Origin of the sequence: Pseudonocardia phyllosphaerae (assembly GCF_046546475.1) — a bacterium.
In the GTDB taxonomy this organism is placed as follows: domain Bacteria; phylum Actinomycetota; class Actinomycetes; order Mycobacteriales; family Pseudonocardiaceae; genus Pseudonocardia; species Pseudonocardia phyllosphaerae.
In genome coordinates, this window is sequence record NZ_JBKGXS010000001.1 from 229,943 (window position 1) to 255,280 (window position 25,338).

21 protein-coding genes and 1 pseudogene are annotated in these 25,338 nt (G+C 74.3%); 12 read left to right on the forward strand and 10 right to left on the reverse strand.

The genetic code is table 11. The annotated features are described in order from the left end of the window. Positions 1–60: 60 nt before the first annotated feature. The 6 genes from ppc to ACLE50_RS01145 all read right to left on the reverse strand — a co-directional run bounded on the left by ppc (position 61) and on the right by ACLE50_RS01145 (position 6,957). On the reverse strand, positions 61–2,874 hold the full coding sequence (gene ppc, locus ACLE50_RS01120) for a phosphoenolpyruvate carboxylase (RefSeq protein WP_410941439.1): 2,814 nt from the start codon (positions 2,872–2,874) through the stop codon (positions 61–63). A gap of 151 nt (positions 2,875–3,025) precedes the next feature. Then, positions 3,026–3,310: an HPr family phosphocarrier protein gene (locus ACLE50_RS01125; RefSeq protein ID WP_410941440.1), complete on the reverse strand. Its 285-nt coding sequence runs from the start codon at positions 3,308–3,310 to the stop codon at positions 3,026–3,028. Then, complete coding sequence (locus ACLE50_RS01130) at positions 3,292–4,776, reverse strand: PTS fructose transporter subunit IIC (RefSeq protein ID WP_410941441.1); 1,485 nt, start codon at positions 4,774–4,776, stop codon at positions 3,292–3,294. Before ACLE50_RS01130 ends, ACLE50_RS01125 begins: the two co-directional genes overlap by 19 nt. Further along, on the reverse strand, positions 4,773–5,222 hold the full coding sequence (locus tag ACLE50_RS01135; protein WP_410941442.1) for a PTS sugar transporter subunit IIA: 450 nt from the start codon (positions 5,220–5,222) through the stop codon (positions 4,773–4,775). Before ACLE50_RS01135 ends, ACLE50_RS01130 begins: the two co-directional genes overlap by 4 nt. Then, positions 5,219–6,166 carry a 1-phosphofructokinase gene (gene pfkB, locus ACLE50_RS01140; RefSeq protein ID WP_410942228.1) on the reverse strand — a complete coding sequence of 316 codons (948 nt, stop codon included), beginning with the start codon at positions 6,164–6,166 and terminating at the stop codon, positions 5,219–5,221. The genes ACLE50_RS01135 and pfkB overlap by 4 nt, the downstream gene beginning before the upstream one ends. A 29-nt stretch (positions 6,167–6,195) precedes the next feature. Then, entirely contained in the window at positions 6,196–6,957 is a 762-nt protein-coding gene (locus ACLE50_RS01145; protein WP_410941443.1) for a DeoR/GlpR family DNA-binding transcription regulator, read from the reverse strand. 108 nt (positions 6,958–7,065) lie between these two features. Here ACLE50_RS01145 and ptsP point away from each other — a divergent pair, with 108 nt between their 5' ends. Beyond that, positions 7,066–8,739, forward strand: a complete 1,674-nt coding sequence (gene ptsP, locus ACLE50_RS01150; protein ID WP_410941444.1) for a phosphoenolpyruvate--protein phosphotransferase — start codon at positions 7,066–7,068, stop codon at positions 8,737–8,739. 39 nt (positions 8,740–8,778) lie between these two features. Here the strand turns inward: ptsP and ACLE50_RS01155 are convergent, their stop codons facing one another. After that, positions 8,779–9,621 (reverse strand): alpha/beta fold hydrolase, encoded by an 843-nt coding sequence (locus ACLE50_RS01155; protein ID WP_410941445.1) that lies wholly within the window; start codon positions 9,619–9,621, stop codon positions 8,779–8,781. A 60-nt stretch (positions 9,622–9,681) separates the two neighbouring features. After that, a complete protein-coding gene (locus tag ACLE50_RS01160) occupies positions 9,682–9,999 on the reverse strand; it encodes an ArsR/SmtB family transcription factor (RefSeq protein ID WP_410941446.1) in 318 nt (105 codons plus the stop codon). A 311-nt stretch (positions 10,000–10,310) separates the two neighbouring features. Here ACLE50_RS01160 and ACLE50_RS01165 point away from each other — a divergent pair. After that, positions 10,311–11,942: pseudogene (locus ACLE50_RS01165) on the forward strand (heavy metal translocating P-type ATPase); the annotation flags it as partial. A gap of 41 nt (positions 11,943–11,983) precedes the next feature. Here the strand turns inward: ACLE50_RS01165 and ACLE50_RS01170 are convergent. After that, positions 11,984–12,574: an SACE_7040 family transcriptional regulator gene (locus ACLE50_RS01170; protein ID WP_410941447.1), complete on the reverse strand. Its 591-nt coding sequence runs from the start codon at positions 12,572–12,574 to the stop codon at positions 11,984–11,986. Positions 12,575–12,689: 115 nt separating this feature from the next. On the opposite strand from ACLE50_RS01170, the gene ACLE50_RS01175 reads away from it, so the two are divergent. Beyond that, positions 12,690–14,666 (forward strand): sensor histidine kinase, encoded by a 1,977-nt coding sequence (locus ACLE50_RS01175; RefSeq protein ID WP_410941448.1) that lies wholly within the window; start codon positions 12,690–12,692, stop codon positions 14,664–14,666. Here ACLE50_RS01175 and ACLE50_RS01180 read toward each other — a convergent pair. After that, the gene (locus ACLE50_RS01180; RefSeq protein WP_410941449.1) at positions 14,627–15,316 is read right to left on the reverse strand and encodes a response regulator transcription factor; all 690 of its coding nucleotides are present in this window, start codon (positions 15,314–15,316) and stop codon (positions 14,627–14,629) included. The two genes, ACLE50_RS01175 and ACLE50_RS01180, sit on opposite strands and share 40 nt — an antisense overlap. A gap of 128 nt (positions 15,317–15,444) precedes the next feature. Between ACLE50_RS01180 and ACLE50_RS01185 the strand changes: the two genes are divergently transcribed. The 9 genes from ACLE50_RS01185 (at position 15,445) to ACLE50_RS01225 (ending at position 25,337) form a co-directional block, all read left to right on the forward strand. Then, complete coding sequence (locus ACLE50_RS01185) at positions 15,445–17,025, forward strand: carboxyl transferase domain-containing protein (protein ID WP_410941450.1); 1,581 nt, start codon at positions 15,445–15,447, stop codon at positions 17,023–17,025. 205 nt (positions 17,026–17,230) lie between these two features. Beyond that, on the forward strand, positions 17,231–19,276 hold the full coding sequence (locus tag ACLE50_RS01190; RefSeq protein ID WP_410941451.1) for an ATP-binding protein: 2,046 nt from the start codon (positions 17,231–17,233) through the stop codon (positions 19,274–19,276). After that, complete coding sequence (locus ACLE50_RS01195; protein ID WP_410941452.1) at positions 19,273–20,445, forward strand: acyl-CoA dehydrogenase family protein; 1,173 nt, start codon at positions 19,273–19,275, stop codon at positions 20,443–20,445. The genes ACLE50_RS01190 and ACLE50_RS01195 overlap by 4 nt, the downstream gene beginning before the upstream one ends. A gap of 117 nt (positions 20,446–20,562) precedes the next feature. Continuing rightward, a complete protein-coding gene (locus ACLE50_RS01200; RefSeq protein ID WP_410941453.1) occupies positions 20,563–21,582 on the forward strand; it encodes an NADP-dependent oxidoreductase in 1,020 nt (339 codons plus the stop codon). 119 nt (positions 21,583–21,701) lie between these two features. Then, the gene (locus ACLE50_RS01205) at positions 21,702–22,133 is read left to right on the forward strand and encodes a hypothetical protein (protein WP_410941454.1); all 432 of its coding nucleotides are present in this window, start codon (positions 21,702–21,704) and stop codon (positions 22,131–22,133) included. A 79-nt stretch (positions 22,134–22,212) separates the two neighbouring features. Further along, positions 22,213–23,064, forward strand: a complete 852-nt coding sequence (locus ACLE50_RS01210) for an ABC transporter substrate-binding protein (RefSeq protein ID WP_410941455.1) — start codon at positions 22,213–22,215, stop codon at positions 23,062–23,064. After that, positions 23,061–23,921 carry an amino acid ABC transporter permease gene (locus tag ACLE50_RS01215; protein ID WP_410941456.1) on the forward strand — a complete coding sequence of 287 codons (861 nt, stop codon included), beginning with the start codon at positions 23,061–23,063 and terminating at the stop codon, positions 23,919–23,921. Before ACLE50_RS01210 ends, ACLE50_RS01215 begins: the two co-directional genes overlap by 4 nt. Next, entirely contained in the window at positions 23,918–24,667 is a 750-nt protein-coding gene (locus tag ACLE50_RS01220; protein WP_410941457.1) for an amino acid ABC transporter ATP-binding protein, read from the forward strand. Before ACLE50_RS01215 ends, ACLE50_RS01220 begins: the two co-directional genes overlap by 4 nt. A gap of 70 nt (positions 24,668–24,737) precedes the next feature. Then, positions 24,738–25,337 carry a superoxide dismutase gene (locus ACLE50_RS01225; RefSeq protein WP_410941458.1) on the forward strand — a complete coding sequence of 200 codons (600 nt, stop codon included), beginning with the start codon at positions 24,738–24,740 and terminating at the stop codon, positions 25,335–25,337. Position 25,338 lies beyond the last annotated feature (1 nt).

The window sequence follows — 25,338 nt, forward strand, 5'->3', positions numbered from 1 at the left end:
GTCCGAAACGTACCGTTCCCGTCGGGTGCCCGGCCGCCCGGCCGGGCACCCGCGTACCGCTCAGCCGGTGTTCTTCATGCCCGCCGCGATGCCGTTGATCGTCAGCAGCAGGGCGCGCTCCAGGTCCGGCGAGGCGTCCTCCCCGGCCGCGCGGCGCTGCGCCAGCAGCTCCACCTGCAGGTGGTGCAGCGGCTCCAGGTAGCCGTTGCGCACCGCCAACGTGTTGCGCAGCACCGGATGCCGGGCCAGCAGCTGGGACTCCCCGGTCACCGCGAGCAGCTCCGAGCGGGTCAGCTCGTGCTCGGCGCGGATCTTCTCGAACAGGTGCTGCTGCTCGGGCTCGACGAGCGTCGCGACGTAGTTGGACGCTATCCGCAGATCGGTCTTCGCCAGCGTCATCTCGACGTTGCCGATCAGGTTCCGGAAGAACGCCCACTGCCGCATCTCGGCCAGCACGTCGCCGTAGCCGGCCTCGCGGGCCGCCTTCAGACCCGAGCCCAGGCCGTACCAGCCGGGGACGACCATCCGGGTCTGCGTCCAGCCGAACACCCACGGGATCGCCCGCAGGTCGTCCAGCGTCGGGGTGCCCTGCCCGGGCCGCTTGGACGGCCGCGAGCCGACGTTGAGCCTGCCCAGCTCCTCGACCGGGGTGGCCGCGGTGAAGAAGATCGGCAGGTCCGGGTCGTCGACCAGCTCGCGGTAGGTGGCGGTGGCCGCGTCGGCGACGACGTTCATCGCCTCGTCCCAGCGTTCCAGCACGTCGGCAGGCCAGCGCGAGGCCTGGTGCAGCAGCGTCGCGTCCAGCATCGACGCCAGCAGGATCTCGAGGTTGTCGTAGGCCAGGCTGGGCAGCGAGTACTTGTCGGAGATGACCTCGCCCTGCTCGGTGAGCTTCATCGTCGCGTCCACCGACCCGAACGGGGCCGACGCGATCGCCTCACCGGCGGGGCCGCCGCCGCGCCCGACCGAGCCGCCCCGGCCGTGGAACAGCCGCAGCCGCACCCCGTGCTCGGCGGCCACGTCGCGCAGCAGCCGCTGGGCGCGGTGGATCTGCCACTGCGACGCGGTGATCCCCGCTCCCTTGTTGGAGTCGGAGTAGCCCAGCATGATCTCCTGCAGGTCACCGCGGTTGCGGACCTGCTGCCGGTAGCCCGGGTCGGACAGCAGCCCGTCGAGCAGCTCACCGGCCTTGGACAGCTCCTCGACGGTCTCGAACAGCGGCACCAGGTCCACCGACGAGCGCGGGTTCTCCTCGCCGATCTCGACCATGTAGGACTCGCGGGCCAGCACGGCGACGGCGAGGATGTCGTCGACGTCCTGGGCCATCGACACGATGTAGGTCTGCGCGACCTCCGGCCCGAACTCGTGCTGGACGGCGTGCAGGGTGTCGAAGATGTCGAGCACCGGCTGGGCGGCGTCGGGCAGGCCGTAGTGCCGCCGGACCAGCGGGCGGCGGCTGCGCAGCTCCGCGGACAGCAGCTCGCGGCGCTCCTCGCGGGACAGCTCGGCGTAGGGCCGGTCCAGCTCGCCCAGCGCGTCGTAGATCGCGCCCAGGCAGTCGTGGTGCTTCTGCGAGTGCTCCCGGATGTCCAGCTCGACCAGGTGCAGGCCCAGTGCGCGGGCCGAGCGCAGCGTGCGGGCCAGGGTGCCGCCTGCGATCCGGGCGCCGTGGTGCCCGCGCAGCGACCGGTCGACGACCAGCAGGTCGTCGAGGTAGCCCTGCGCGCCCAGGTAGTCGACGCCGGGCTCGTGCGGGGTGCCCGCGGCGATCCGGGCGCGGGTGTTGGCCAGCCGGGCCGCGACGTAGGACAGTTTGAGCCGGTAGGGCTCGTGCGCGTTGAGCCGGATGAACCGGTCGTGCACCGCGGGCAGCAGGCGCCGGTCGCGGGCCAGCGAGCCGCGCAGCTCCTCCGACACCCCCATCACCCGGGTGGACACCGACAGCTCGAACACCAGCTGATCGACGAGCTTCTCCTGGATCCGGATGGCCCGGTCGGCGTTGAGCTCCAGGACCTCGCGGGTGACGGCGGGGGTGACGTTCGGGTTGCCGTCCCGGTCGCCGCCGACCCAGGAGCCGAGCACCAGCGGGCGGGCGTCGGCGGGGACGTCCAGCCCGGCGTCGGCGGCCTCGCGGGCGAACTCGCCGAGCAGGTCGGGGACGGTGCGCTCGCCGAGCCGGGCGGCGAACCAGGCGATGTTGCGGGCCTCGTCGATCACCATCGGCTTGCCGGGGCGGATGTCGTCGGTCTGCCAGAGCAGGTCGACCAGCGCGGCGACCTCCTCGTCGGGGGCGTCGCGGTCCAGGGCGTCGACGACGCGGCGCAGGATGCCCAGCACCGACTGGCGCGTCGACTCGGTCGGGTGCGCGGTGAACACCGGGCGCAGCTCGGCCCGGGACAGCACGTCGGCGACCTCGTCCGGGTCGGCCTCCTCGGCGAGGCGGCGCAGCACGGTGCGCAGCGGCCGCGCGTCCGACGGGCGCAGCGCCCGTAGCTCCCGGGAGCGGTGCAGCTGCTCGGCGACGTTCGCGAGCTGGAAGTACTGGGAGAACGCGCGGGCCAGCAGCACCGCGGTGCCGGTGTCGACGCCGTCGAGCAGGGCCGCGACGGCGTCCGGGCCCGCCTCGCCGCGCGCGGAGTCCCGCGCGGCCTGGCGCACCTGCTCGACGAGCTCCAGGACCTCGGGCCCGGCCTCGTCGGCCAGGGTCCGGCCGAGCATCGTCGACAGGCGCCGGATGTCGGCCCGCAGCGCCTTCTGCTCGGCCTCGCTGACCACCCCGGAGTGCGCGGTGAGGGAGTCGGGGGCGAGCTCGGAGCCGGAGGAGTCCCGGCTGGCGGGCGTGGACGCGTCGGTACCTGTCGCGATGTCGGTCATGGGCGCTCCGATCCGTGGTGCGGGCGTGCGGAACCGCTCGCGTCGTTGCGGAACGGGGCCCCGGCATCGTCTCCCGGCCACGGCCCGGATGCCATTCCTGACCTGCAGTCGTAACCCCGGGGCAACACCCCGGAGTCGATCTCTGCGCGGGTCAGGCCGGGGCGGAGTCGAGATCGGTCCCGAGCAGCTCGGCGAGCGCGTCCAGGGCCGTCTCGCCGTCGGCGTCGTCGGAGGAGGTCAGGACGACCTCCTCGCCGCAGCGCACCCCCAGGCCGAGCACCGACAGGATCGACGCCGCGTCGACCGGCCCGCGGTCGTCGCCGGGCGCGGCGATGGTGACCGGTGCGGGCTGCTTCCTGGCCGCGGTGCAGAACAGGTTGGCGGGCCGGGCGTGCAGCCCGACCGACGATCCGACCTTCACACGGCGCTCGGCCATGTCGGTCTCCTCTCGGACGTGACCTCGGGTGCGGCGGTGCGGGCGGAGGACTTGAGTGCGACGACCAGCGCCGCCGACACGAGCGTCCCGGCGACGACGGCGAGCAGGAACCGCACCGGGTGTCCCACCAGCCAGATGACGAAGATCCCGCCGTGCGGGGCGGGCAGGGTGGCGCCGGCGCCCATCGACAGCGCCCCGGCGACGGCGGAGCCGGCCATCAGCGACGGGATCACCCGCAGCGGGTCGGCGGCGGCGAACGGGATCGCGCCCTCGGTGATGAACGAGGCGCCCATCAGCCAGGCGGCGCGGCCGTGCTCGCGCTCGGCCTCGCTGAACAGCCGCCGCCGCACGACGGTGCACAGCGCCAGCGCCAGCGGCGGCGTCATCCCGGCGGCCATCACCGCGGCCATGACCATCGGGGCGAGCGCGGAGGTGGTGGTGGACAGCCCGGCGACGGCGAAGGCGTAGGCGGCCTTGTTGACCGGCCCGCCGACGTCGAAGGCCATCATCAGGCCGAGCAGCGCCCCGAGCAGGACGGCGTTGGTGTCCGACAGCCCGGACAGCCCCGAGGTGAGCAACGCGGTCGCCGTCGCCAGCGGCGGCCCGACCAGCACGAACATGACCACGCCGGTGACGGCGGTGCCGATCAGCGGCAGCAGGAGCACCGGCATCACCCGGGCCAGCGACGGCGGTGGGCGCGGCAGCGTCAGCAACCGGACGACGGCACCGGCCAGCAGCCCGGCGACCAGGCCGCCGAGGAACCCGGCCTGGGTCTGCACCGCGATCGCCCCGCCGACGACGCCCGGGGCGAGCGCGGGGCGGTCGGCGATCGCGTAGGCGACGAACCCGGCCAGCACCGGCACGAGCAGGGTGAACGAGACCGAGCCGATCTGGAACGCCAGCGCGCCCCAGGAGGCGAGCGCGCCAGGGTCGAACCGGACCTCGGCGAGCCCGGGGGCGACGATCGCGGGGGCGGCCGCGACGTCGCGTCCGCCGATCGCGTAGCCGAGGGCCTTGAGCAGCCCGCCTGCGGCGACGAACGGGATGACGTAGGAGACGCCGGTCATCAGCCAGCCGCGCAGCTTCGTCGCGGGGCCGGGCCCGATGACGGACGGGGCGCTCCGCGTGCGGTCCGCCGGGTCCTGCTCCCCGCCCGCGGACGCGCCGGCGGCCTCCACGGCCTGCTCCACCAGCGCGGGCGCACCGCCGACGGCCTTGCGGACCCCCACCTCGACGACCGGCAGGTGCGCGAAGCGCGCCCGGTTCCGGACCTCGACGTCGGCGGCGAGGATGACCGCGTCGGCCTCGGCGAGCTGGTCGTCGGTGAGCGGCGTCGACCCGGCCGAGCCCTGGGTCTCGACCGCGATCTCGTGACCCGCCTCCGCGGCGGCCACCTCCAGGGCCTCGGCGGCCATGTAGGTGTGCGCGATGCCCGTGGGGCACGCGGTCACGGCCACGAGCTTCACCCCGCGACCTCCCCCTGGATGAACTCGGCGACGGCGGCGGGGTCGGTGGCGTTGCGCAGCTCGTCGGTGAACGAGCGGCGGACCAGGCGGCGGGCCAGCGAGGCCAGCACCGTCATGTGGTCGGAGTCGCCCTCCACCGGAGCGGCGATCATGAAGATCAGGTTGGCCGGGCCGTCCTCGGCGCCGAAGTAGACGCCGGTGCTGCTGCGCCCGAACGCGAGGCTGGGCTCGGTGACGGCCTCGGAACGGCAGTGCGGGATCCCGATGCCGCCCTCCAGCCCGGTCGGCATCTGCGCCTCGCGCGCCTCGATGTCGGCCAGGAACCGGTCGAGGTCGGTGATCCGGCCCGCGTCCACGAGCCGCTTCGCCAGTGCGGCCACGGCCGTCTCGCGGTCGGTGGAGGGCACGTCGAGGTCGACCAGATCGGCGGTGATCAGAGCGGTCATGCGGCATCTCCTGTCAGGGCCAGGGTGACGTCCGGCGTCGGTGCCAGGTCGACGTCGTCCGTTCGGATGTCGGCCGGACCCGGCATGGCGGAGCCGGGCAGGCGGCAGGCGGCGGCGCCGTAGGCGACCGCCTGCCGGAGGGCGTCCGGGCCCTCCCCGCCCGCGGCCAGGAACCCGGCCAGGGCGGAGTCGCCGGCTCCCACCGTGCTGCGAACCGTAACGGGCCGCGTGCGCGCGTGGTACTCGCCGGACCGGTCGACCAGCACCGCACCGCCCGCGCCCAGTGTGATCAGCACCGCACCGGTCCCGCGGGCCCGCAGCTCGCGGGCGGCGACGAGCACGTCGCCGATGCTGCGCAGCGGCCGGCCGGCGAGCTCGGCGAGCTCGGACAGGTTGGGCTTGACCAGGTCGGGTGCGGCGCCGACGGCCCGGTGCAGCGGCATGCCCGCGGTGTCGACGGCGATCAGTAGCCCGGGCCGCCTGCACCGCCGGACCAGGGCCGCGTGGAACCCGTCGCCGACGCCGCCGGGCAGCGACCCGGAGCACACCAGACGGTCCGCGCCGGCCGCGAGCGCCTCGGCCCGCGCGGCCAGCGCCTCGGCCTCGTCCGCGGACAGCACCGGCCCGCTCTCGTTGATCTTCGTGGTGACGCCGTCCGGCTCGACGAGCGACAGGTTCATCCGGATCGACCCGGCGATCGGCACGGTCTCCGGGACGGTGCCGGTGCGGGCGAGCAGCGCGGTCAGCCGGGCGCCCGCGGCGCCGCCTGCGGGCAGCAGCGCGACGGCGTGGTGCCCGGCCGCGGCGAGGGCGCGGGCGACGTTGACACCCTTCCCGCCCGGGTCGCTGCGCACGCCCTCGGCGCGCAGCACCGCGCCGCGGACCAGGCGGGGCAGCTCCGCGGTGCGGTCCAGGCTGGGGTTCGGGGTGACGGTCAGGAACACCGGGCCGGCCGGTGGCGCGGCCCCGGTCATCAGGCCCGCACCACGGTCGTGCCCGCGGCCTCCAGCGCGGTCGCGTCGGCCGGGTCCAGGCCGGTGTCGGTGACCAGGACGTCCACCTCGGACAGCGTGCCGAACCGGACGAACTGGTCGGCGCCGAACTTCCCGGCGTCGGCGACGACGACGGCGCGCCGGGACGCCCGCAGCATCGCCCGCTTGGTGGCACCCTCGTCCGGGTCGGGAGTGGTGAGCCCGCGGGCGGGGGAGAAGCCGTTGGTGCCCAGGAACGCGACGTCGACGCTGAGCCCGGCCAGCGTGCCGGTGGCCCAGTCGTCGACGGTGGCCAGTGTCGTGCCGCGGACCCGCCCGCCGAGCAGTCGCAGGTGGATGTTCGGCCGCCCGGCCAGCGACGACGCGATCGGCAGCGAGTTGGTGACGACGGTGAAGTCGCGTTCGCGGGGCAGTGCAGCGGCCAGCCGGGCGGTGGTGGTGCCTGCGTCGAGCAGGACGGTCGCGGCGGTGCCGATCTCGGCGACGGCGGCCTTCGCGATCCGCTCCTTCTCCGCGCCCGCCTGGGTGTCGCGCTGCCCGACGCCGGGTTCGAAGTTGAGCAGGTCCGACGGGATGGCGCCGCCGTGCACCCGGCGGACCAGGCTCTGCCGCTCGAGGACGCCGAGGTCGCGGCGAATGGTCTCGGGGGTCACGTCGAGCTCGTCGGCGACGGCGGCGACGTCCACCCGGCCGCGGTCGCGGGTGCGGTCGAGCAGCCACTGCTGGCGCTCCGCTGCGTACATACCGTGTTCGCCCCGCTTCCGCCTGTTTCAGCGCTTGCTTGAGTCCGAGTATGTGGGTTCTACTGTGTTTGTCAACGGGTCACGCCGCGGTACCCCTGGAGCCACCCCATGCCCGTAGAGAGCACCGACCGGACGTACCTCGCGAGCCTGCGCGGGATCCCCGCCAGCCCGGGGCGCGCCGGCGGCCGGGTCGTGCGCGTCGCCGAGCCGCCGCCCGAGCCGGCGCCGGGGCCCGCGCCGCTCGACGCGGCCATCGAGGCCGCGCGGATCGCGCCCGCCGTCGAGCTGGTGGTCGCGCGGCTGACCGCGCGTGCGGAGGTCGCGACCGGGGAGGCGAAGGAGGTCCTCGAGGCGACGGTGACCATGGCCGGGGACCCGGCGCTGCAGGACAGGGCCCAGCAGCTCGTCGTCGACCGCGGGGCGCCCGCGGCGCGGGCGGTCTGGCAGGCGGCCAACCAGTTCGCCGAGATCCTGTCCTCGATGGGCGGCTACATGGCCGAGCGCGCCCGCGACGTGCACGACGTGCGGGACCGGATCGTCGCCGAGCTGCTCGGGATGCCGGCGCCGGGCGTCGCGGACCTCGACGAGCCCGCCGTGCTGGTCGCGGCCGACCTGGCGCCCGCCGACACCGCGGGGCTGCGGCCGGGCGTCGCGCTCGCGCTGGTCACCGAACAGGGCGGGCCCACCAGCCACACCGCGATCCTGGCCCGCTCGCTGGGGATACCGGCCGTCGTCGGGTGCTCCGGGGCGCGGGCGCTGGCCGACGGCTCCGCGGTCGTCGTCGACGGAGGCAGCGGCGCGGTCGACCAGGTCGCCTCGCTCGACGAGGCCTCGGCGGTGCGCGCCGCGGCCGCGGACACCGCCGAGTGGGACGGCACGGGCCGGACCGCCGACGGCCACCCGGTCCCGCTGCTGGCCAACATCGGCGACGGTGACGGTGCGGCCGACGCGGCGGCCGCGGGCGCCGAGGGCGTGGGCCTGTTCCGTACCGAGCTGGCGTTCCTGTCCGCGACCGAGGAACCGGCACCGTCGCGTCAGCGCGCGGTCTACGACGCCGTGCTCGGCGCGTTCACCGGGCGTCCGGTCACCGCCCGCACCCTCGACGCGGGCGCGGACAAGCCGCTGCCGTTCCTGTCCTACGACGGCGAGCCCAACCCGGCCCTGGGCGTGCGCGGCCTGCGGATCGCCCGGCTGGCCGGGGGTCAGGCCGTCCTGGACCGCCAGCTCGCGGCGCTGGCCGCGGCGGCCGCGGACACCGGCGTCGACCTCGGGGTGATGGCGCCGATGGTGGCCACCGCCGAGGAGGCCCGCTGGTTCGCCGAGCGCTGCCGTTCCTACGGCATCGCGAAGGCCGGCGTGATGATCGAGATCCCGGCGGCGGTGCTGGCCGCGGACGCCGTGCTGGCCGAGGTCGACTTCGTCTCGGTCGGCACGAACGACCTGGCTCAGTACCTGTTCGCCGCGGACCGCCAGTCCGGGCCGGTCGCGGCGCTCAACGACCCGTGGCAGCCCGCGCTGCTGCGGCTGATCGGGATGCTCGGCGAGGCCTCGGTCCGCACCGGGACCCCGGTCGGGGTGTGCGGCGAGGCCGCGGCGGACCCGGAGCTGGCTCCGGTGCTGGTCGGGCTGGGGGCGGCGAGCCTGTCGATGGGCCCGACGGCGCTGCGCGCGGTCGGGGCCCGGCTGGCCACGCTCACCCTGGAGCAGTGCCGCGAGCGGGCCCGGGCGGCCCTGGCCGCGGGCACCGCCGGCGCGGCCCGCCGCGCCGTCGCCGAACTCTGAGCGAGGTCCCGGCGCGGCGCGGCGGGCCCACAGGCGCGGTCAGGACTTCAGGAAGTCCAGCAGCGCGCGGTTGAACTCCTCGGGGTGCGTGGCGTTGAACCCGTGCGGGCCGCCCTCGACCAGCACGACCTGCGAGCCCTCGATGAGCTCGTGCGAGCGCTTGCCGGACACCTCGAACGGCACGATCGAGTCGGCGTCGCCGTGCAGCACCAGGGTCGGGACGCCCGCCTCGGAGACCTTCGCGACGTCGTCGCGGAAGTCGGTGCGGCCGAAGGCGGTGATGCAGTCCAGCGTGCCCTTCGGCGAGGCGAACTCCGCGATCGTGCGGTGGTAGCGCAGGTTCGCCTCGCTGACCAGCGGCTCCGCGGCGGCGGTGAAGAAGTTCGTCACGAACCCCTCGAGGAACGCCGGCCGGTCGCCGGTCACGCCGCTCCGGAACTGCTCGATGGTGGCGTCGTCGAGGCCGCCGTCGGGGTTGTCGCCGGACTTGTAGAGGTACGGCGGCACCGCGCCGGCCAGCACGGCCTTCGCGACGCGGTCGGTGCCGTGCTTCGCGATGTAGCGCACGACCTCGCCGCCGCCCATCGAGAAGCCGACGAGGGTGGCGTCGCGCAGGTCGAGGTGCACGAGCAGGGCGTGCAGGTCGTCGGCGAACGTGTCGTAGTCGTAGTCGTCCCACGGCTGGGAGGACTGCCCGAAGCCGCGGCGGTCGTAGGTGACGACGCGGTGCCCGGCCTCGACCAGCGCGGGGACCTGCGCCTCCCAGGAACGGCCGGACAGCGGCCAGCCGTGGATCAGGACGACCGGGTCGCCGGATCCCTGGTCGGTGTAGTGCAGCTCGACCGGGGTGCCGTGCTCGGTGCCGATGCTGACCTGGGGCATGGGGGTTTCTCCTTCGCCGGATCGGTTGTGCACGACCCGGCTACCCCCGGCGCGGTATCGCTATGCGCGGGCCACCTGCGGGGTGAGCACGCGCTCGAGCACCTCGCGCACCGTCGGGTCCTCGACCGTGTAGTAGACGAACGTGCCCTCGCGGCGGTTCTCCACCAGCCCGGACAGCCGCAGCTTCGACAGGTGCTGGCTCACGGTCGTGGGGCTCGCGCCGACGAGCTCGCCCAGGCAGGCCACCGACGACTCCCCCTGGAGCAGCGCCCAGAGGATCTTGATCCGGGTGGGGTCGGACAGCATGCGCAGCGCGTCCGCCGCGCGGCGGACGTCCTCGTCGGCCGGCATCGAGAAGCCGGGCAGTGACTCGTGCACCCCGCCAGTCTACGACATCTGCTCGCCTGCGCGGATGTTCCTCCGGCTCAGTGCGTTACCTGTCACATACGTACCTTCGTGAATACGAAGGTACTGTGTAACGCATGCGTTCCGCTCTCTCGTTGCCGGAGGTCCGCTGGGCCGGTGCCGCGCTGCTGGCGTTCCTCGCCGCGCTCGGGGCCGGGCTCGCGGGCGCGCCGGGCGCCGTCGTGATCGGCCTGTACCTGCTCTGCTACGTCCTCGGCGGGTGGGAGCCCGCGCTGGAGGGGCTGCGTGCGCTGCGCGATCGCACCCTCGACGTCGACCTGCTGATGATCGTCGCTGCGGTCGCGGCGGCGGCGATCGGCCAGTGGTTCGACGGCGGACTGCTCATCGTCATCTTCGCGACCTCCGGTGCGCTCGAGGCCGTGATGACCGCCCGCACCCGGGCCAGCATCTCCGCGCTGCTCGATCTCGCCCCGGAGACCGCCACCGTGCTCGACGGGGACGGGATCGAACGCCGCATCCGCGCCGCGGACCTGGTGGCCGGGCAGACCGTGCTGGTCCGCCCCGGTGAGGGGATCCCCGGCGACGGCCGGGTCGTCGACGGCGTGTCCGAGGTCGACACCGCCGGGCTCACCGGCGAGCCGGTGCCGGTCCGGCGCGTCGCCGGGGACCAGGTGCTGGCCGGGACCGTCAACGGCAGCGGGGTGCTCACCGTGGCCGTGGAGCGGGACGCGGCCGACACCGTCGTCGCGGGGGTCGCGGCGCAGGTCGAGCGGGCCGCGGAGACCACCGCGCACCGGCAGCTGTTCATCGAGAAGGTCGAGCAGCGCTACTCGGTGGTGGTCGTCGCCGGAACCCTGCTGCTGCTCGGGATCCCGCTGGCCCTGGGCGCTCCGTTCCAGGAGACGCTGCTGCGCGCGATCGTGTTCATGATCGTCGCGTCGCCGTGTGCGGTCGTGCTGGCGACGATGCCGCCGCTGCTCGCCGCGGTCGCCGCGGCCGGGCGGCGGGGGACGCTGCTCAAGGACGTCACGGTGCTCGAGGCGCTCGCCGAGGTCGACACGGTGGTGCTGGACAAGACCGGCACGCTCACCACCGGGCGGCCCGGGGTGGCCGTGGTCGTCCCGCTCGGGATGCGGTCCCGCGAGGAGGTCCTCGCCCTGGCCGCGGCGGCCGAGGCGGGCAGCGAGCACGTGCTCGGCCGGGCCGTGCGCGACCACGCCCGCGAGCACGGCATCGTCGTGCCCGCGGCGCGGGACTTCGCGGCCGTCCCCGGCGAGGGCGTGCGCGCCCGGGTGGGCGACGAGCAGGTCGCCGTCGGGCGGCCTGCCCTGCTCACCACACCGGACCCGGTCGTCGACGACCACGTCCGGGCCCTGGAGGACGACGGGCGCACCGCTGTCGTCGTGCTGGCCGACGACGTGCCGGTGGCCGTGCTCGGGCTGTCCGACGAGCCGCGTGCCGGGGCCGCCGACGCGGTCGGTGCGCTGACCGGCGTCGTCGGGTCGGCGCCGGAGGTCCTCACCGGTGACGCCGAGCGCCCCGCCCGTGTGCTCGCCGACCGGCTCGGCCTGGCCGTGCCGCGCTCCGGGCTGCTGCCCGCCGACAAGCTGGACGTGGTCCGCGGCCGGCAGGCGGCCGGGCGCCGCGTGCTGGCCGCGGGCGACGGCGTCAACGACGCCCCGCTGCTGGCCGGGGCCGACGTCGGGCTGGCCGTCGCCGACGGTGCGGGCGCGCTGACCCTGGAGGCCGCCGACGGCGTCCTGACCCGGGACCCGCTGGGATCGCTCGCCCCGACCGTGGCGCTGGCGAAGCGGGCCCGGCGGATCGCGCGGGCGAATCTGGCGTTCGCCGCCGCGGTGATCGTCGCGCTGGTGACCTGGGACCTGGTGGCTACGTTGCCGCTGGTCCTGGGCGTGGCCGGGCACGAGCTGTCGACGGTGCTGGTCTGCCTGAACGGGCTGCGGCTGCTGGCCGCCGGGCGCGAGCGGGCCGGTGCTCAGCCGGCGTCGAGCGCGGCCACCGCCATCCGCCGCAGCACCGAGACCCGCGAGTCGGCGCCGGCCCCGGACGGCGCCGGGGCGTACGGGGTGGAGTTGAGCAGCCCGAACACCCCGTGGACGACGGTGCGCGCCACTTCCGGCGCGACGTCGGGGTGCACCCGGCGCAGCGTGTCCACCCACAGCTCGGCGTAGGTGCGCTGCAGCCGGCGGACGGTGTGCCGGGCCTCCGCGGGCAGGTTGGCCAGATCCCGGTCCTGGACGACGATCAGCTCGGGCTCCCGCGTCGCGAACTCCACGTGGAAGTCGACGAGATCGCCCAGGGCGCCGCGGGGGTCGGTGTGCGTGACGCGCTCCCGGCCCCCGGCCAGCAGCCGCTCGCTGATGTCGATGAGCAGCTCGGAGAGCAGCGCCTCCTTGCCGGGGAAGTGCCGGTAGAGCGCGGGCCCGCTGACGCCGACGGCGGCGCCGAGCTCGGCGATGCTCACCCCGTGGAACCCGTGCTGCGCGAACAGCTGCGCGGCCACCGCGAGGATCTGCTCGCGGCGGCTCGGGGCCGGGCTCCCGGCGGTGCTCGCGACGGCGACCATCCACCGATGCTACCAACGAGTAGTTAATGGACGTTCACTCCGGAACGGCCGCGGTGGTGTGGTGCTGCCTGTCGTCTCAGCCCCGGCACAGGTCGTGGCCGATATCCTCGCAGGCGTGAGGCCCCTGGTACACCGCCTGCGCGACCGGCTCGGCGTCCGCGCGACGTCGGCGCTGGCCGCGGCCGTCGCGATCGCGGTGGTCCTCGCGGCCGCGGGTGTGGGACTGGTCTACGGCCTCGAACGCGTGCTGATGAACAGCGTCGAGCAGACCGCCCGGGCCAGCACCGAACAGCTCGGCACCCGGATCGAGGCGAACTTCTCCGGCACCGGCGACCCGAAGAAGAATGCGATCGAGGCGACCGGCAAGCGCACCGACATCACCCAGGTCGTCACCGCCTACAGCGACGAGACCGGGGCCCCGGACGACGTCGTCGGCTCCCGCGGCGCCCAGCAGGACGTCCAGATCATCGGCTCCTCGGACCCGCTCGGCGACCAGCCGCGGATGGTGCCGTGGCTGCTGGCGCCGGACGAGAGCCGCACCGAGCTCGGGGTGCCGGTGAAGCTGACCGACGGCCGCGTCTTCCAGGGCCTGGTCTTCGGTGAGGGCTTCCGCGCCGACGGCCGCCCGATCACCGTCTACGCCGCGATGGAGACCAGCTCGGTCACCGCGGCCGTCGACACGGTGAAGTGGCTGCTCATCGGCGGTATCCCGCTGCTGGTCCTGATCACCGGCTACTTCACGTTCCTGTTCGCAGGCGGCGCGCTGCGCCCGGTCGAGCGGATGCGCGCCCGGGTCGCCGGGATGGGCGAGCGGGACCTGTCGCAGCGGGTGCCCGAGCCGGCGTCGCACGACGAGGTCGGCCGCCTGGCCCGCACCATGAACCAGATGCTGGCCCGGATCGAGGAGTCCCAGCTGACCCAGCGGCGCTTCGTCGCCGACGCCAGCCACGAGCTGCGCAGCCCGCTGGCCACGGTCTCCACCGGCCTGGAGCTGCTCGGCGCGGGCATGACGAAGGACTCCGCGGACGGAGCGACGGTGGCGACCCTGCGCGGCGAGACCGCGCGGCTCACCACGCTGGTCGAGGACCTGCTGTTCCTGGCCCGCGCCGACGAGCGCGGCGTCGCCCCGAGCCGCGAGGAGGTCGACCTCGACGAGATCGTCGACGCCGAGCGCGGCCGTCCGGCGGGCGGCTCGGCGGTGACCGTCACGGTGCGCTCGGAGCCGGTGCGCGTCGTCGGGGACCGCAACCAGCTGGTCCGGGTGGTGCGCAACCTCGTCGACAACGCCCGGCGGCACGCGTCGAGCACGGTGGCGGTGTCGCTGTACGCGTCGCACGGCGGCGCGGTGATCGACGTCGACGACGACGGCGCCGGCGTCCCCGAGTCCGACCGGCAGCGGGTCTTCGAGCGCTTCGTTCGGCTCGACGAGTCCCGCGCCCGCGGCGACGGCGGGTCCGGCCTCGGCCTGTCGATCGTCTCCGAGCTGGTGGCCGCGCACGGCGGGACCGTCGTCGCGCTGGAGTCACCCGAGCTGGGCGGGGCCCGGTTCCGGGTGACGATCCCCGCTGCCGGTACTGCCGGGGCCGACGAGGCGGGCGACGGCGACGCCGGTGCGCCGGAGGGGCCGGGTTCCGCGGACCCCGCCGAGGGGACCGGCACGGACGCCCCCGGTGCCTCGGCCGTCCCGGCGGGCGGTGCTGCGCGGCAGCGTCCCGAGCCCCCGCCGCCGTGGCGCCGTGCCCCGCAGCCGGCCGGCAGCCCCTACGACGACTACGCCACCCGTCCGATGCCGCGCTACGCCGACGAGCAGTCCGGCGGCCGGGGCACCGGGCAGGGCGCGGAGCCGGGCCCAGCTCAGGGCGCCGACCAGGGCGGCAGCTCGGGCGCCCGTCCCGCCGCCCCGGCCCGCGGCCGCCGCCGTGCCGGAGCGCACCGCAGCCGCGGCAACGGTTCCGGCAATAGCACCGGCGGCGGCACCGACAGCAACACCGACAGCAACGGCGAGGTCGGTGGCGCGGCGGGCCGGAGCCCGAGGAGCGGGGAGAACGCCGGTCAGGACGGCGGCGTCGTCGCCGGCTCCGACATCCGGTAGCCGACCCCGCGCAGCGTCTCGATGCTCCGCGTCCCGAACGGGGTGTCGATCTTGCGCCGCAGGTAGCCGACGTAGACCTCGACGACGTTGACCTCGCCGTCGTAGTGGGCGTCCCAGACCGAGCGGAGGATGTCGGTCTTGGTCACGACCTGCCCGGTGTGCAGCATCAGGTGCTCCAGCACCCCGAACTCGCGCGGGGTCAGCGGGATCTCGGTCTCGCCGCGGTGCACCCGGTGCGTCGACGGGTCCAGCGTCAGGTCCCCCACCCGCAGCACCGTCGGCGCGGGCTCCCCGGCGCGGCGCAGCAGCGCGCGCAGCCGGGCCTGCAGCACGACGAACGAGAACGGCTTGGTGAGGTAGTCGTCGGCGCCGAGGTCGAACGCGTCGGCCTCGTCGTACTCGCCGTCCTTCGCGGTCAGCATCAGCACCGGCGTCCAGACGCCCTGGCCGCGCAGGTGCTCGAGGATCCGGTAACCGGACAGGCCGGGCAGCATGATGTCCAGGACGATCACGTCGTGCGAGCCGGTCAGGGCGGCGTCGAGCCCGGAGTTGCCGTCGTGCGCGACCTCGACCTCGTGTCCCTCGGTGGCCAGCCCGCGCCGGACGAGCTCGGCGAGCGGTTTCTCGTCCTCCACCAGTAGCAGCCGCACGGTTCTCCACCGTAGAGGAGCACGGGGGGTTGCCTGCACGCAGCGGTGCGCCCCGGTCGCGAACCACGCCTGGACAGCCCCTGTTAACGACCGCTAACCTGTTAACGACCGTTAACGGGAGGTCGGACATGGTGGTCCCCGAAGCCGCACCGAGACTCGGTACCGCGGTGGATCCGTCGAGCGAGCAGTTCGCCGCGAACGCGGCCGCGCACCGCGACCTGGTCGCGGACCTGAACGCGAACCTGGCTCGGGCGAGGCTCGGCGGTCCCGAGCGCTCCCGGGCGCGGCACGTCGAGCGGGGCAAGCTCCTCCCGCGCGATCGGGTGGACGCACTGGTCGACCCGTCGTCGCCGTTCCTCGAGCTGTCCCCGATGGCCGCGCACGGCATGTACGACGACCAGGCCCCCGGCGCCGGGATGATCACCGGTGTCGGCCGGGTGGGCGGCCGCGAGGTCGTGATCGTCGCCAACGACGCGACGGTCAAGGGCGGCACGTACTTCCCGGTCACGGTGAAGAAGCACCTCCGCGCCCAGGAGGTCGCGAGCGAGAACCGGCTGCCCTGCATCTACCTGGTCGACTCCGGCGGCGCGTACCTGCCCGAGCAGGACAGCGTGTTCCCCGACCGCGAGCACTTCGGCCGGATCTTCTTCAACCAGGCGCAGATGTCCGGCCGCGGCATCCCGCAGATCGCCGCGGTCCTCGGCTCGTGCACCGCAGGCGGCGCCTACGTCCCCGCGATGAGCGACGAGGCCGTCATCGTGAAGAACCAGGGAACGATCTTCCTGGGCGGCCCGCCGCTGGTGAAGGCCGCGACCGGGGAGGTCGTCACCGCCGAGGAGCTGGGCGGCGGGGACCTGCACGCGAAGACCTCCGGGGTCACCGACCACCTCGCCGCCGACGACGCCGACGCCCTGCAGAAGGTGCGGGCGATCGTCGGCACCCTCGGCCCGCGCGATCCCCGCCCGTGGGACGTGGCACCCACCGAGCCGCCCGCCGTCGACCCCGGCGAGCTCTACGGCGCGGTGCCGGTCGACTCGAAGATCCCCTACGACGTCCGCGAGGTCATCGCCCGGATCGTCGACGGCTCCCGGTTCGCCGAGTTCAAGTCCGAGTACGGCACCACGCTGGTCACCGGGTTCGCACACATCCACGGCCACCCGGTCGGGATCGTCGCGAACAACGGGATCCTGTTCTCCGAGTCCGCGGTCAAGGGCGCGCACTTCGTCGAGCTGTGCGACCAGCGCGGCATCCCGCTGGTGTTCCTGCAGAACATCTCCGGGTTCATGGTCGGTCGCGACTACGAGGCCGGCGGCATCGCCAAGAACGGCGCCAAGATGGTCACCGCGGTGGCCTCCACCCGGGTGCCGAAGCTGACCGTCGTCATCGGCGGGTCGTTCGGCGCCGGGAACTACGCCATGTGCGGGCGCGCGTACTCGCCCCGGTTCCTGTTCATGTGGCCGAACGCGCGGATCTCGGTGATGGGCGGCGAGCAGGCCGCCACCGTGCTCGGCACCGTCGGCTCCGGCGCCGACCCGGACGAGATCCGGGCGAAGTACGACGCCGAGGGCCACCCGTACTACTCGACCGCCCGGCTGTGGGACGACGGCGTGATCGACCCCGCCGACACCCGCACCGTGCTCGGCCTGTCCCTGTCCGTCGCCGCCAACGCGCCCGTGGCCGACCCGGCCCTCGGCGTCTTCCGGATGTGAGCCCGATGCCCGCGATCCCGATGTCCGTCCCGGCTCCCGCCGGCACGCGTACCCCCGCCCGGCACGTCCCGGCCCGGCCCACCGCGGGGGACTCGATCCGTACCGCGATGGGCTCCTGGTGCTGGTCGCGCCCCACCGCGCGGGCCCGCACCACCGGCGCGCCGGCAGTGCCCACTCCGGTGCAGGTCCCGGCGGTGAGGCGCTGATGTTCGACACCGTCCTGGTCGCGAACCGCGGCGAGATCGCCGTCCGGGTCATCCGGACGCTGCGCGAGCTGGGGATCCGCTCGGTCGCCGTGTATTCCGACGCCGATGCGGGCGCCCCGCACGTCCGCGCCGCCGACGAGGCCGTCCGGATCGGTCCGGCCGCGGCCGCCGAGTCCTACCTGTCGATCGACGCCGTGCTCGCCGCCGCCCGGGCCACCGGCGCGCAGGCGATCCACCCCGGTTACGGCTTCCTGTCCGAGAACACCGCGTTCGCCGCGGCCTGCGAGGACGCGGGGATCGCGTTCGTCGGGCCGCCCTCATCGGCGATCGACGCGATGGGCGACAAGATCCGTGCCAAGCAGACCGTCGCGAAGGCCGGGGTCCCGGTCGTCCCCGGCTCCGACGGCGCCGGGCTCTCCGACGAGGAGCTCACCGCGGTCGTCACCGAGATCGGCTACCCGGTGCTGCTCAAGCCCTCGGCGGGTGGCGGCGGCAAGGGCATGCGCGAGGTGCACGACGCCTCCGGGCTGGCCGACGCCATCGCCGGTGCCCGCCGCGAGGCCCGCGGCTCGTTCGGCGACGACACCCTGCTCGTCGAGCGGCTGGTCACCACGCCCCGGCACATCGAGATCCAGGTGATGGCCGACCGGCACGGGAACGTGGTGCACCTCGGCGAGCGCGAGTGCTCGCTGCAGCGCCGCCACCAGAAGATCATCGAGGAGGCGCCGTCGGCGCTGCTCACCCCCGAGCAGCGCGAGCGGATGGGCGCCTCGGCCTGCGAGGCCGCCCGCGCCTGCGGCTACACCGGCGCGGGCACCGTCGAGTTCATCGTCTCCGCCGACCGGCCCGACGAGTTCTTCTTCATGGAGATGAACACCCGGCTGCAGGTGGAGCACCCGGTGACCGAGGAGGTCACCGGCCTCGACCTGGTCGCGCTGCAGCTGCGGGCCGCGGCCGGGGAGCCGCTGCCGATCACCCAGGACGACGTCGTCCTGCGCGGGCACGCCGTCGAGGCCCGGGTCTACGCCGAGGCCACCGGGGTCTCCGACGGGGCCCTCACCTTCCTGCCCTCCGGCGGCACGGTGCTGGCCTGGACGCCGGCGCCGGGCGTGCGCACCGACGCCGGGATCGAGACCGGCTCGGTCGTCGGCTCCGACTACGACCCGATGCTGGCCAAGGTGATCGCGCACGGCGCCACCCGGGACGAGGCGATCCGCAGGCTCGACGCCGCGCTGCGGCAGACGACGCTGCTCGGGCTCGACTCCAACATCGGGTTCCTGCGCGCCCTGCTCGCCGACGACGACGTCCGCGCCGGCGACATGGACACCGGCCTGATCGGCCGCCGCGGCGCCGCACTGGCACCGGACGGTGTCCCCGGCGACGTGCTGGGCGCCGTGGCCGGGCAGGCGCTGCTGCGCCTGGAGCCGACCGGCGAGATCGTCGACCCGTTCGACGTCCCCGGCGGCTGGCGGGTCGGCGAGCCCGCCTGGACCGTGCGCAGGCTGGTCGCGAGCGGCGCCGACGCCACCGAGATCCGGGTCCGCGGCCGCGCCGCCGGGTTCGACCTCGCGGTCCCGGACGCCGCGACCGAGCGGGCCGAGGGTGCCGAACCGGCGACCGCGGTGGCCGGTGGCGCGACGGTGCGGTGCCGCACCGCCGCCGTCGCACCGGGGGTCGTCGAGCACACCCACGACGGCCGCACCCGCCGCTACGCGGTCGCCCAGGGCGCCGACGACGTCCTCTGGGTCGGGCGTGACGGGCTGGCCTGGGGCGTGCGCGAGCAGGAGCCCCTCGAGGCCGCGCGTACCGCGGCCGAGGGCGGCGGACCGGTCGTCTCGCCGATGCCCGGCACCGTCACCGTCGTCGAGGTCGCCGAGGGCGACACCGTCGACGCAGGTCAGAAGCTCGTCGTCGTCGAGGCGATGAAGATGGAGCACGTGCTCACCGCCCCCGTCGCGGGGACGGTGCGCGAGCTGAAGGCACGAGCGGGAGGCACCGTCGCCAAGGACGCCGTGCTGCTCGTGGTCGAGGAGGAGACGGCATGACCAGCGTGCAGGCACCCGAGCAGAGCACCTCCGCCGAGGAGTACGAACAGCTCCGCGCCTCGGTCGAGGAGTTCGCGCGCCGGGAGGTCGCCCCGGTCATCGGCGACCTCTACATCCGCGAGGAGTTCCCCTACGACATCGTCGCCAAGATGGGCGGGATGGGCCTGTTCGGCCTGCCCGTCTCCGAGGAGTACGGCGGCATGGGCGGCGACTACTACGCCCTCTGCCTGGCCCTGGAGGAGCTCGCCCGGGTCGACTCGTCGGTCGCGATCACCGTCGAGGCCGGCGTCGGCCTCGGCGCCATGCCGATATACCGCTTCGGCACCGACGAGCAGAAGGCCCGCTGGCTTCCCGACCTCGCCGCGGGCACCAGGCTCGGCGCGTTCGGGCTGACCGAGCCCGGCGGCGGCTCCGACGCAGGCGCCACCCGCACCACCGCCCGACTCGACGGCGACGAGTGGGTGATCAACGGGTCGAAGTGCTTCATCACCAACTCCGGCACCGACATCACCTCGGTCGTTACCGTCACCGCCGTGACCGGAGAGAAGCCCGGCGGCGGCAAGGAGATCTCGGCGATCCTCGTCCCGGCCGGGACGCCCGGGTTCACCGTGGGCGGCAAGTACTCCAAGGTCGGCTGGAACTGCAGCGACACCCGCGAGCTGTTCTTCGACGACGTCCGCGTCCCCGCGGAGAACCTGCTCGGCGAGCGCGGCCGCGGCTACGCCCAGTTCCTGTCCATCCTCGACGAGGGCCGGGTCGCGATCGCGGCGCTGTCGGTGGGGCTGGCACAGGGCTGCGTCGACGAGGCCGTCCGCTACGCGGGCGAGCGCGAGGCGTTCGGCCACACCATCGGCTCCTACCAGGCGATCCAGTTCAAGGTCGCCGAGATGGAGGCCCGCGCGCACACCGCCCGGCTGGCCTGGCAGCACGCCGCCCGGCTGCTCGTCGAGGGGCGCCCGTTCAAGAAGGAGGCGGCGATCGCCAAGCTCGTCGCGTCGGACGCCGCGATGGACAACGCCCGCGACGCCACCCAGGTCTTCGGTGGCTACGGCTTCATGAACGAGTACCCGGTCGGCCGCTTCTACCGCGACGCGAAGATCCTCGAGATCGGCGAGGGAACCTCCGAGGTGCAGAAGATGCTGATCGCGCGGGATCTCGGGCTGAAGTAGCACCGCGAGCCGCAGCAGTACCCGGCCGAGGTGGTTCGGTGGCCGAACGACATTCCCGCCGTTCGCGTGACGACCACGATGCGGCGGGCCGTGGCGGGCGGGCGTAGACCTGTACTCATGGGTAACGAGATCAACCACCAGGTCCGGCTCGCCGCACGTCCGGCCGGGACGCCCGCGCCGGAGGTCTGGCAGCACGTCACCGGGCCGGTGCCCGAGCCCGGCCCGGGCCGGTTCATCGTCCGGGTCAGCCACCTGTCGCTCGACCCGGCGATGCGCGGGTGGATCAACGAGGGCGGCTCCTACGCCCCGCCGGTCGAGCTGGGCTCGGTCATGCGCGCGCTCGGGCTCGGGCGGGTCGTCGCCTCCGAGCACCCGGACTACGCCGTCGGCGACACCGTCACCGGCTTCGTCGGGGTGCAGGACTACGTCGAGACCGACGGCACCGGCCTGCGGAAGGTCACCCCGGCCGAGGGGGTTCCGACCGAGCGCTACCTGGCGCTGCTCGGCATGACCGGTCTGACCGCCTACTTCGGCCTGTTCGACGTCGGCGCCGTCGCCGAGGGCGACACCGTCGTGGTGTCCGGGGCGGCCGGCGCGGTCGGTTCGGTCGTCGGGCAGCTCGCGCGGATCGCCGGGGCCCGGGTGATCGGCATCGCAGGCGGCCCGGAGAAGACCGGCTGGGTCACCGGCGAGCTCGGCTTCGACGCCGCGATCGACTACCGCTCCGAGGACGTCTCCGCCCGGCTCGCCGAGCTCGCGCCCGACGGCGTGAACGTCTACTTCGACAACGTCGGCGGCGAGATCCTCGAGGCCGTGCTCGACCGGCTGGCGATGCACGCGCGGATCGTGCTCTGCGGCGCGATCAGCCAGTACAACGCCGAGGGCGGCATGGCGGGCCCGCGCAACTACATGAACCTGCTGGTGTACCGCTCGCGGATGGAGGGCTTCCTGGTCGGCGACTACGCCGCGCGCTGGGGCGAGGCCGTCGAGAAGCTCGCCGGCTGGCTGGCCGAGGGCAGGCTCCACAGCCGCGAGGACGTCGTCGACGGGACGGTGGACGACTTCCCGGAGACCTTCCTGCGGCTGTTCCGCGGGGAGAACACCGGCAAGCTGGTGCTGCGGCTGCGCTCGGAGTGAACGGCGCGGAGTGACGCGGGGTGAACGGCTCGGAGTGAACGGCGCGGAGTGAACCCCGCCCCGGCGGGTCACGCTAGGGTCGGTCGTGCCGGTGCGTGTGTGATCGAGGGGGAGACGTCGTGGCGACCTGGGACGACCTGAAGTCCTACGTGGTGGTGCGGTACGAGATCGTGCGGCAGAGCGCCGACGAGCTCCGGTTCCGGCTCCCGACCACCGAGGACCGGACCCAGCTCGTCGTCGTGCGGCGCACCGCGGAGACCGAGGGCGCCGCCGTCACCGACGCCGCCGCCGAGGTCGCCGACCCCGACCAGGTGTGGGTGCAGATCGAGTCCCCGGTCGCCCGCCTCGGCGAGGTCGACCTGGGCCGCGCTCTGCAGCTCGTCGCGCCGTCGGTCATCGGCGGGCTCGCCGCCGAGGAGGGCGTCCTGGTGTTCCGGCACGCGATCCCGCTCGGCTCCGTCGCGCTCGACGGCTTCGAGTTCCCTTTCCGCGAGGTCGTGCACCTGGCCGACGAGCTGGAGCGCGAGCTGACCGGGCGCGACGAGAACTGAGCGCCCCGCCGGGATTCCACCCGGTGGTGGCCGGGGGTGCGCCACCGGCCGGCCCGCCCGGACGGGGATGATGTCCGGCGTGACGCATCCGGTCCGTTCGGTGTTCCTGCTCGCTGCCGTGCTCGCCGCGACCGCGACGGGCTGTGCGCCGGTGGCCGAGCCGGCCGCGCCCGACGCGGCGGAGTGTGCCCCCGGCGCCCTGCCGACCCTGGCTCCGGGCACGCTGACGCTCGGTACCGACCAGCCCGTCTACCCGCCCTGGTTCCAGGGCGACGACCCGGCGAACGGCAAGGGCTTCGAGTCCGCCGTCGGCTACGCCGTCGCCCAGGAGCTGGGGTACCCGCGGGAGAAGGTCGCCTGGAAGCGGGTCACCTTCAACGCCGCCATCCAGCCCGGGCCCAAGCCCTACGACCTGGACCTCAACGAGTTCTCGATCACCGACGAGCGTCGTCGTGCCGTCGACTTCTCCAGCCCGTACTACGACGTGCAGCAGGCCGTCGTCACGATGAAGACCTCCCCGCTCGCCGGTACGCGGTCCCTGGCCGAGGTCAAGGACGCGAAGCTCGGTGCCCAGATCGGGACGACCAGCCTCGACCAGCTCAACGCCACGGTCGCCCCGACCACGCCGGCCGCGGTCTTCAACACCAACGACGACGCCAAGCTGGCGCTGGCCAACGGGCAGATCGCCGGGCTCGTCGTCGACCTGCCGACGGCCTTCCAGATCACCGGCGGCGACCTGCCCGGGTCGACGATCGTCGGGCAGCTGCCCGCGTCGGGGAACCCCGAGCAGTTCGGCGCCGTGCTGGACAAGGACAGCCCGCTCACCGCGTGCGTGTCCGGGGCGGTCGACCGGCTCCGCGCGTCGGGACGGCTCACCGAGCTCGAGCGCACCTGGATCCAGTCCGCCGGGGCAGCCCCCGAGCTGCGATGAGTGCCCCCGTCGCCCCGGCCGGGCCGCCACCGAGCCCGCTCGCCCGGGAACGGGCCGCCTACCACCGGTCCCGGTCCCGCCGGTCCACGATCATCGCGCTGGTCTCGACGGTGGTGTTCGCGGCGCTGCTGGTCGGCGCGGTCGTCGGCTCGCCCGGCTGGCCGCGGGTCCGCGAGACGTTCCTCGACCCGGACATCGCCCGCGAGTCGCTGCCCGCGGTGCTGTCCGGGTTGTGGCTCAACGTGCGGGTGCTCGTCGTCGCCGAGATCGGGGTGCTGGTGCTCGGCCTGCTGGTGGCGGTGCTGCGGACCCTGCGCGGCCCGGTGTTCTTCCCGCTCCGCGCGCTGGCGACCGGGTGGGTGGACCTGTTCCGCGGCGTCCCGCTGCTGGTCGCGCTGTACCTGATCGGTTTCGGGCTGCCCGCGCTGCGGCTGCAGGGGATCCCCACCGACGCCGCGGTCCTCGGCACGATCACCCTGATCGTCGTCTACTCCGCCTACGTCGCCGAGGTGTTCCGGGCCGGGATCGAGTCGGTGCACCCCTCGCAGCGGGCCGCCGCCACCTCGCTGGGGCTGTCGTACCGGCAGTCGCTGCGGCTCGTGGTGCTCCCGCAGGCGGTGCGCAACGTGCTCCCGCCGCTGCTCAACGACTTCGTGGCCCTCCAGAAGGACGTCGGCCTGATCTCGGTCCTGGGTGCGGTCGACGCGATCCGGGCCGCCCAGATCGAGCAGGCCAGGGCCTTCAACTTCACCCCGTACGTCGTGGCCGCGCTGCTGTTCGTGCTGCTCGCGATCCCGACCGGCCGGATCGCCGACGCCGTGGCCCGCCGCGCCGGCCGCGCCCGGAGCGCGTCGTGACCCCGGTGCTCGAGGTGTCCGGGCTGGTCAAGCGCTACGGCGACCGCGCCGTGCTCGGCGGGGTGGACCTGACCGTCGACGAGCACGAGGTCGTGACGCTCATCGGGGCGTCCGGGTCGGGCAAGTCGACCCTGCTGCGCTGCGTGGACCTGCTGGAGGAGATCGACGACGGCCGCATCCTGCTCGACGGCACCGACGTCTCCGACCCGCGTGCCGACGCGGCCGCCGCCCGGAAGCGGATGGGCGTGGTCTTCCAGGCCTACAACCTGTTCCCGCACATGACGGCGCGCCGGAACGTCGCGCTCGCCCCGCGGGTGGTGCACGGGGTCGGCGCCGCCGAGGCCGACGCCCGCGCCGAGGAGCTCCTCGGCCGCGTGGGGCTGGACGGGTTTGCCGACGCCTACCCCGACCGCATGTCGGGCGGGCAGCAGCAGCGCGTCGCGATCGCCCGCGCGCTCGCGGTCCGGCCGCGGCTGCTGCTGCTCGACGAGATCACCTCCGCGCTGGACCCGGAGCTGGTCGGCGAGGTGCTGGAGATCGTCCGGGAGCTCGCCCGCGACGGCGTCACGATCCTGATGGCCACCCACGAGATGGGCTTCGCCCGCTCGGTCGCCGACCGCGTCTGCTTCCTCGACGGCGGAGTCGTCCGCGAGGAGGGACCGCCGTCGCAGGTGCTGGGAGACCCGGCCGACGAGCGCACCCGGCGGTTCCTCGCCCGGATCATCGCCGCAGGCCGGCTCGGCTGAGCGGCAGCGACCGGGGTCACATCCACCACGCGCTTGACCTGAACCCGGGTTCAGGTCCGAGGGTGGGCGCATGACCGAGTACACGCTTCCGGACCTGCCCTACGACTACGGCGCACTCGCCCCGCACATCGCGCCGGAGATCATGGAGCTGCACCACGACAAGCACCACGCGACCTACGTCAACGGGCTGAACTCGACGATCGACAAGCTCGCCGAGGCCCGCGAGAAGGACGACTTCGGCGCCGTCGTCGGGCTCGAGAAGACCCTGGCGTTCAACCTGGGCGGGCACGTCAACCACTCCGCGTTCTGGCGGAACCTGTCCCCGGACGGCGGCGACAAGCCCACCGGCGACCTGGCCGCGGCGATCGACGAGGACTTCGGCTCGTTCGACGCGTTCCGCAACCACTTCACCGCCGCGGCGACCACCATCCAGGGATCCGGCTGGGCGATCCTCGGCTACGACTCCCTCGGCCGGCGGCTGCTGGTCCACCAGCTCTACGACCAGCAGGCCCAGCTGCCCGCCGGGCAGACGCCGATCGTGCTGCTGGACATGTGGGAGCACGCCTTCTACCTGCAGTACCGCAACGTGAAGCCGGACTACGTGAAGGCCTGGTGGAACGTCGTCAACTGGGCCGACGCCGCCGAGCGCTTCGCCGCAGCTCGGGGCTGAC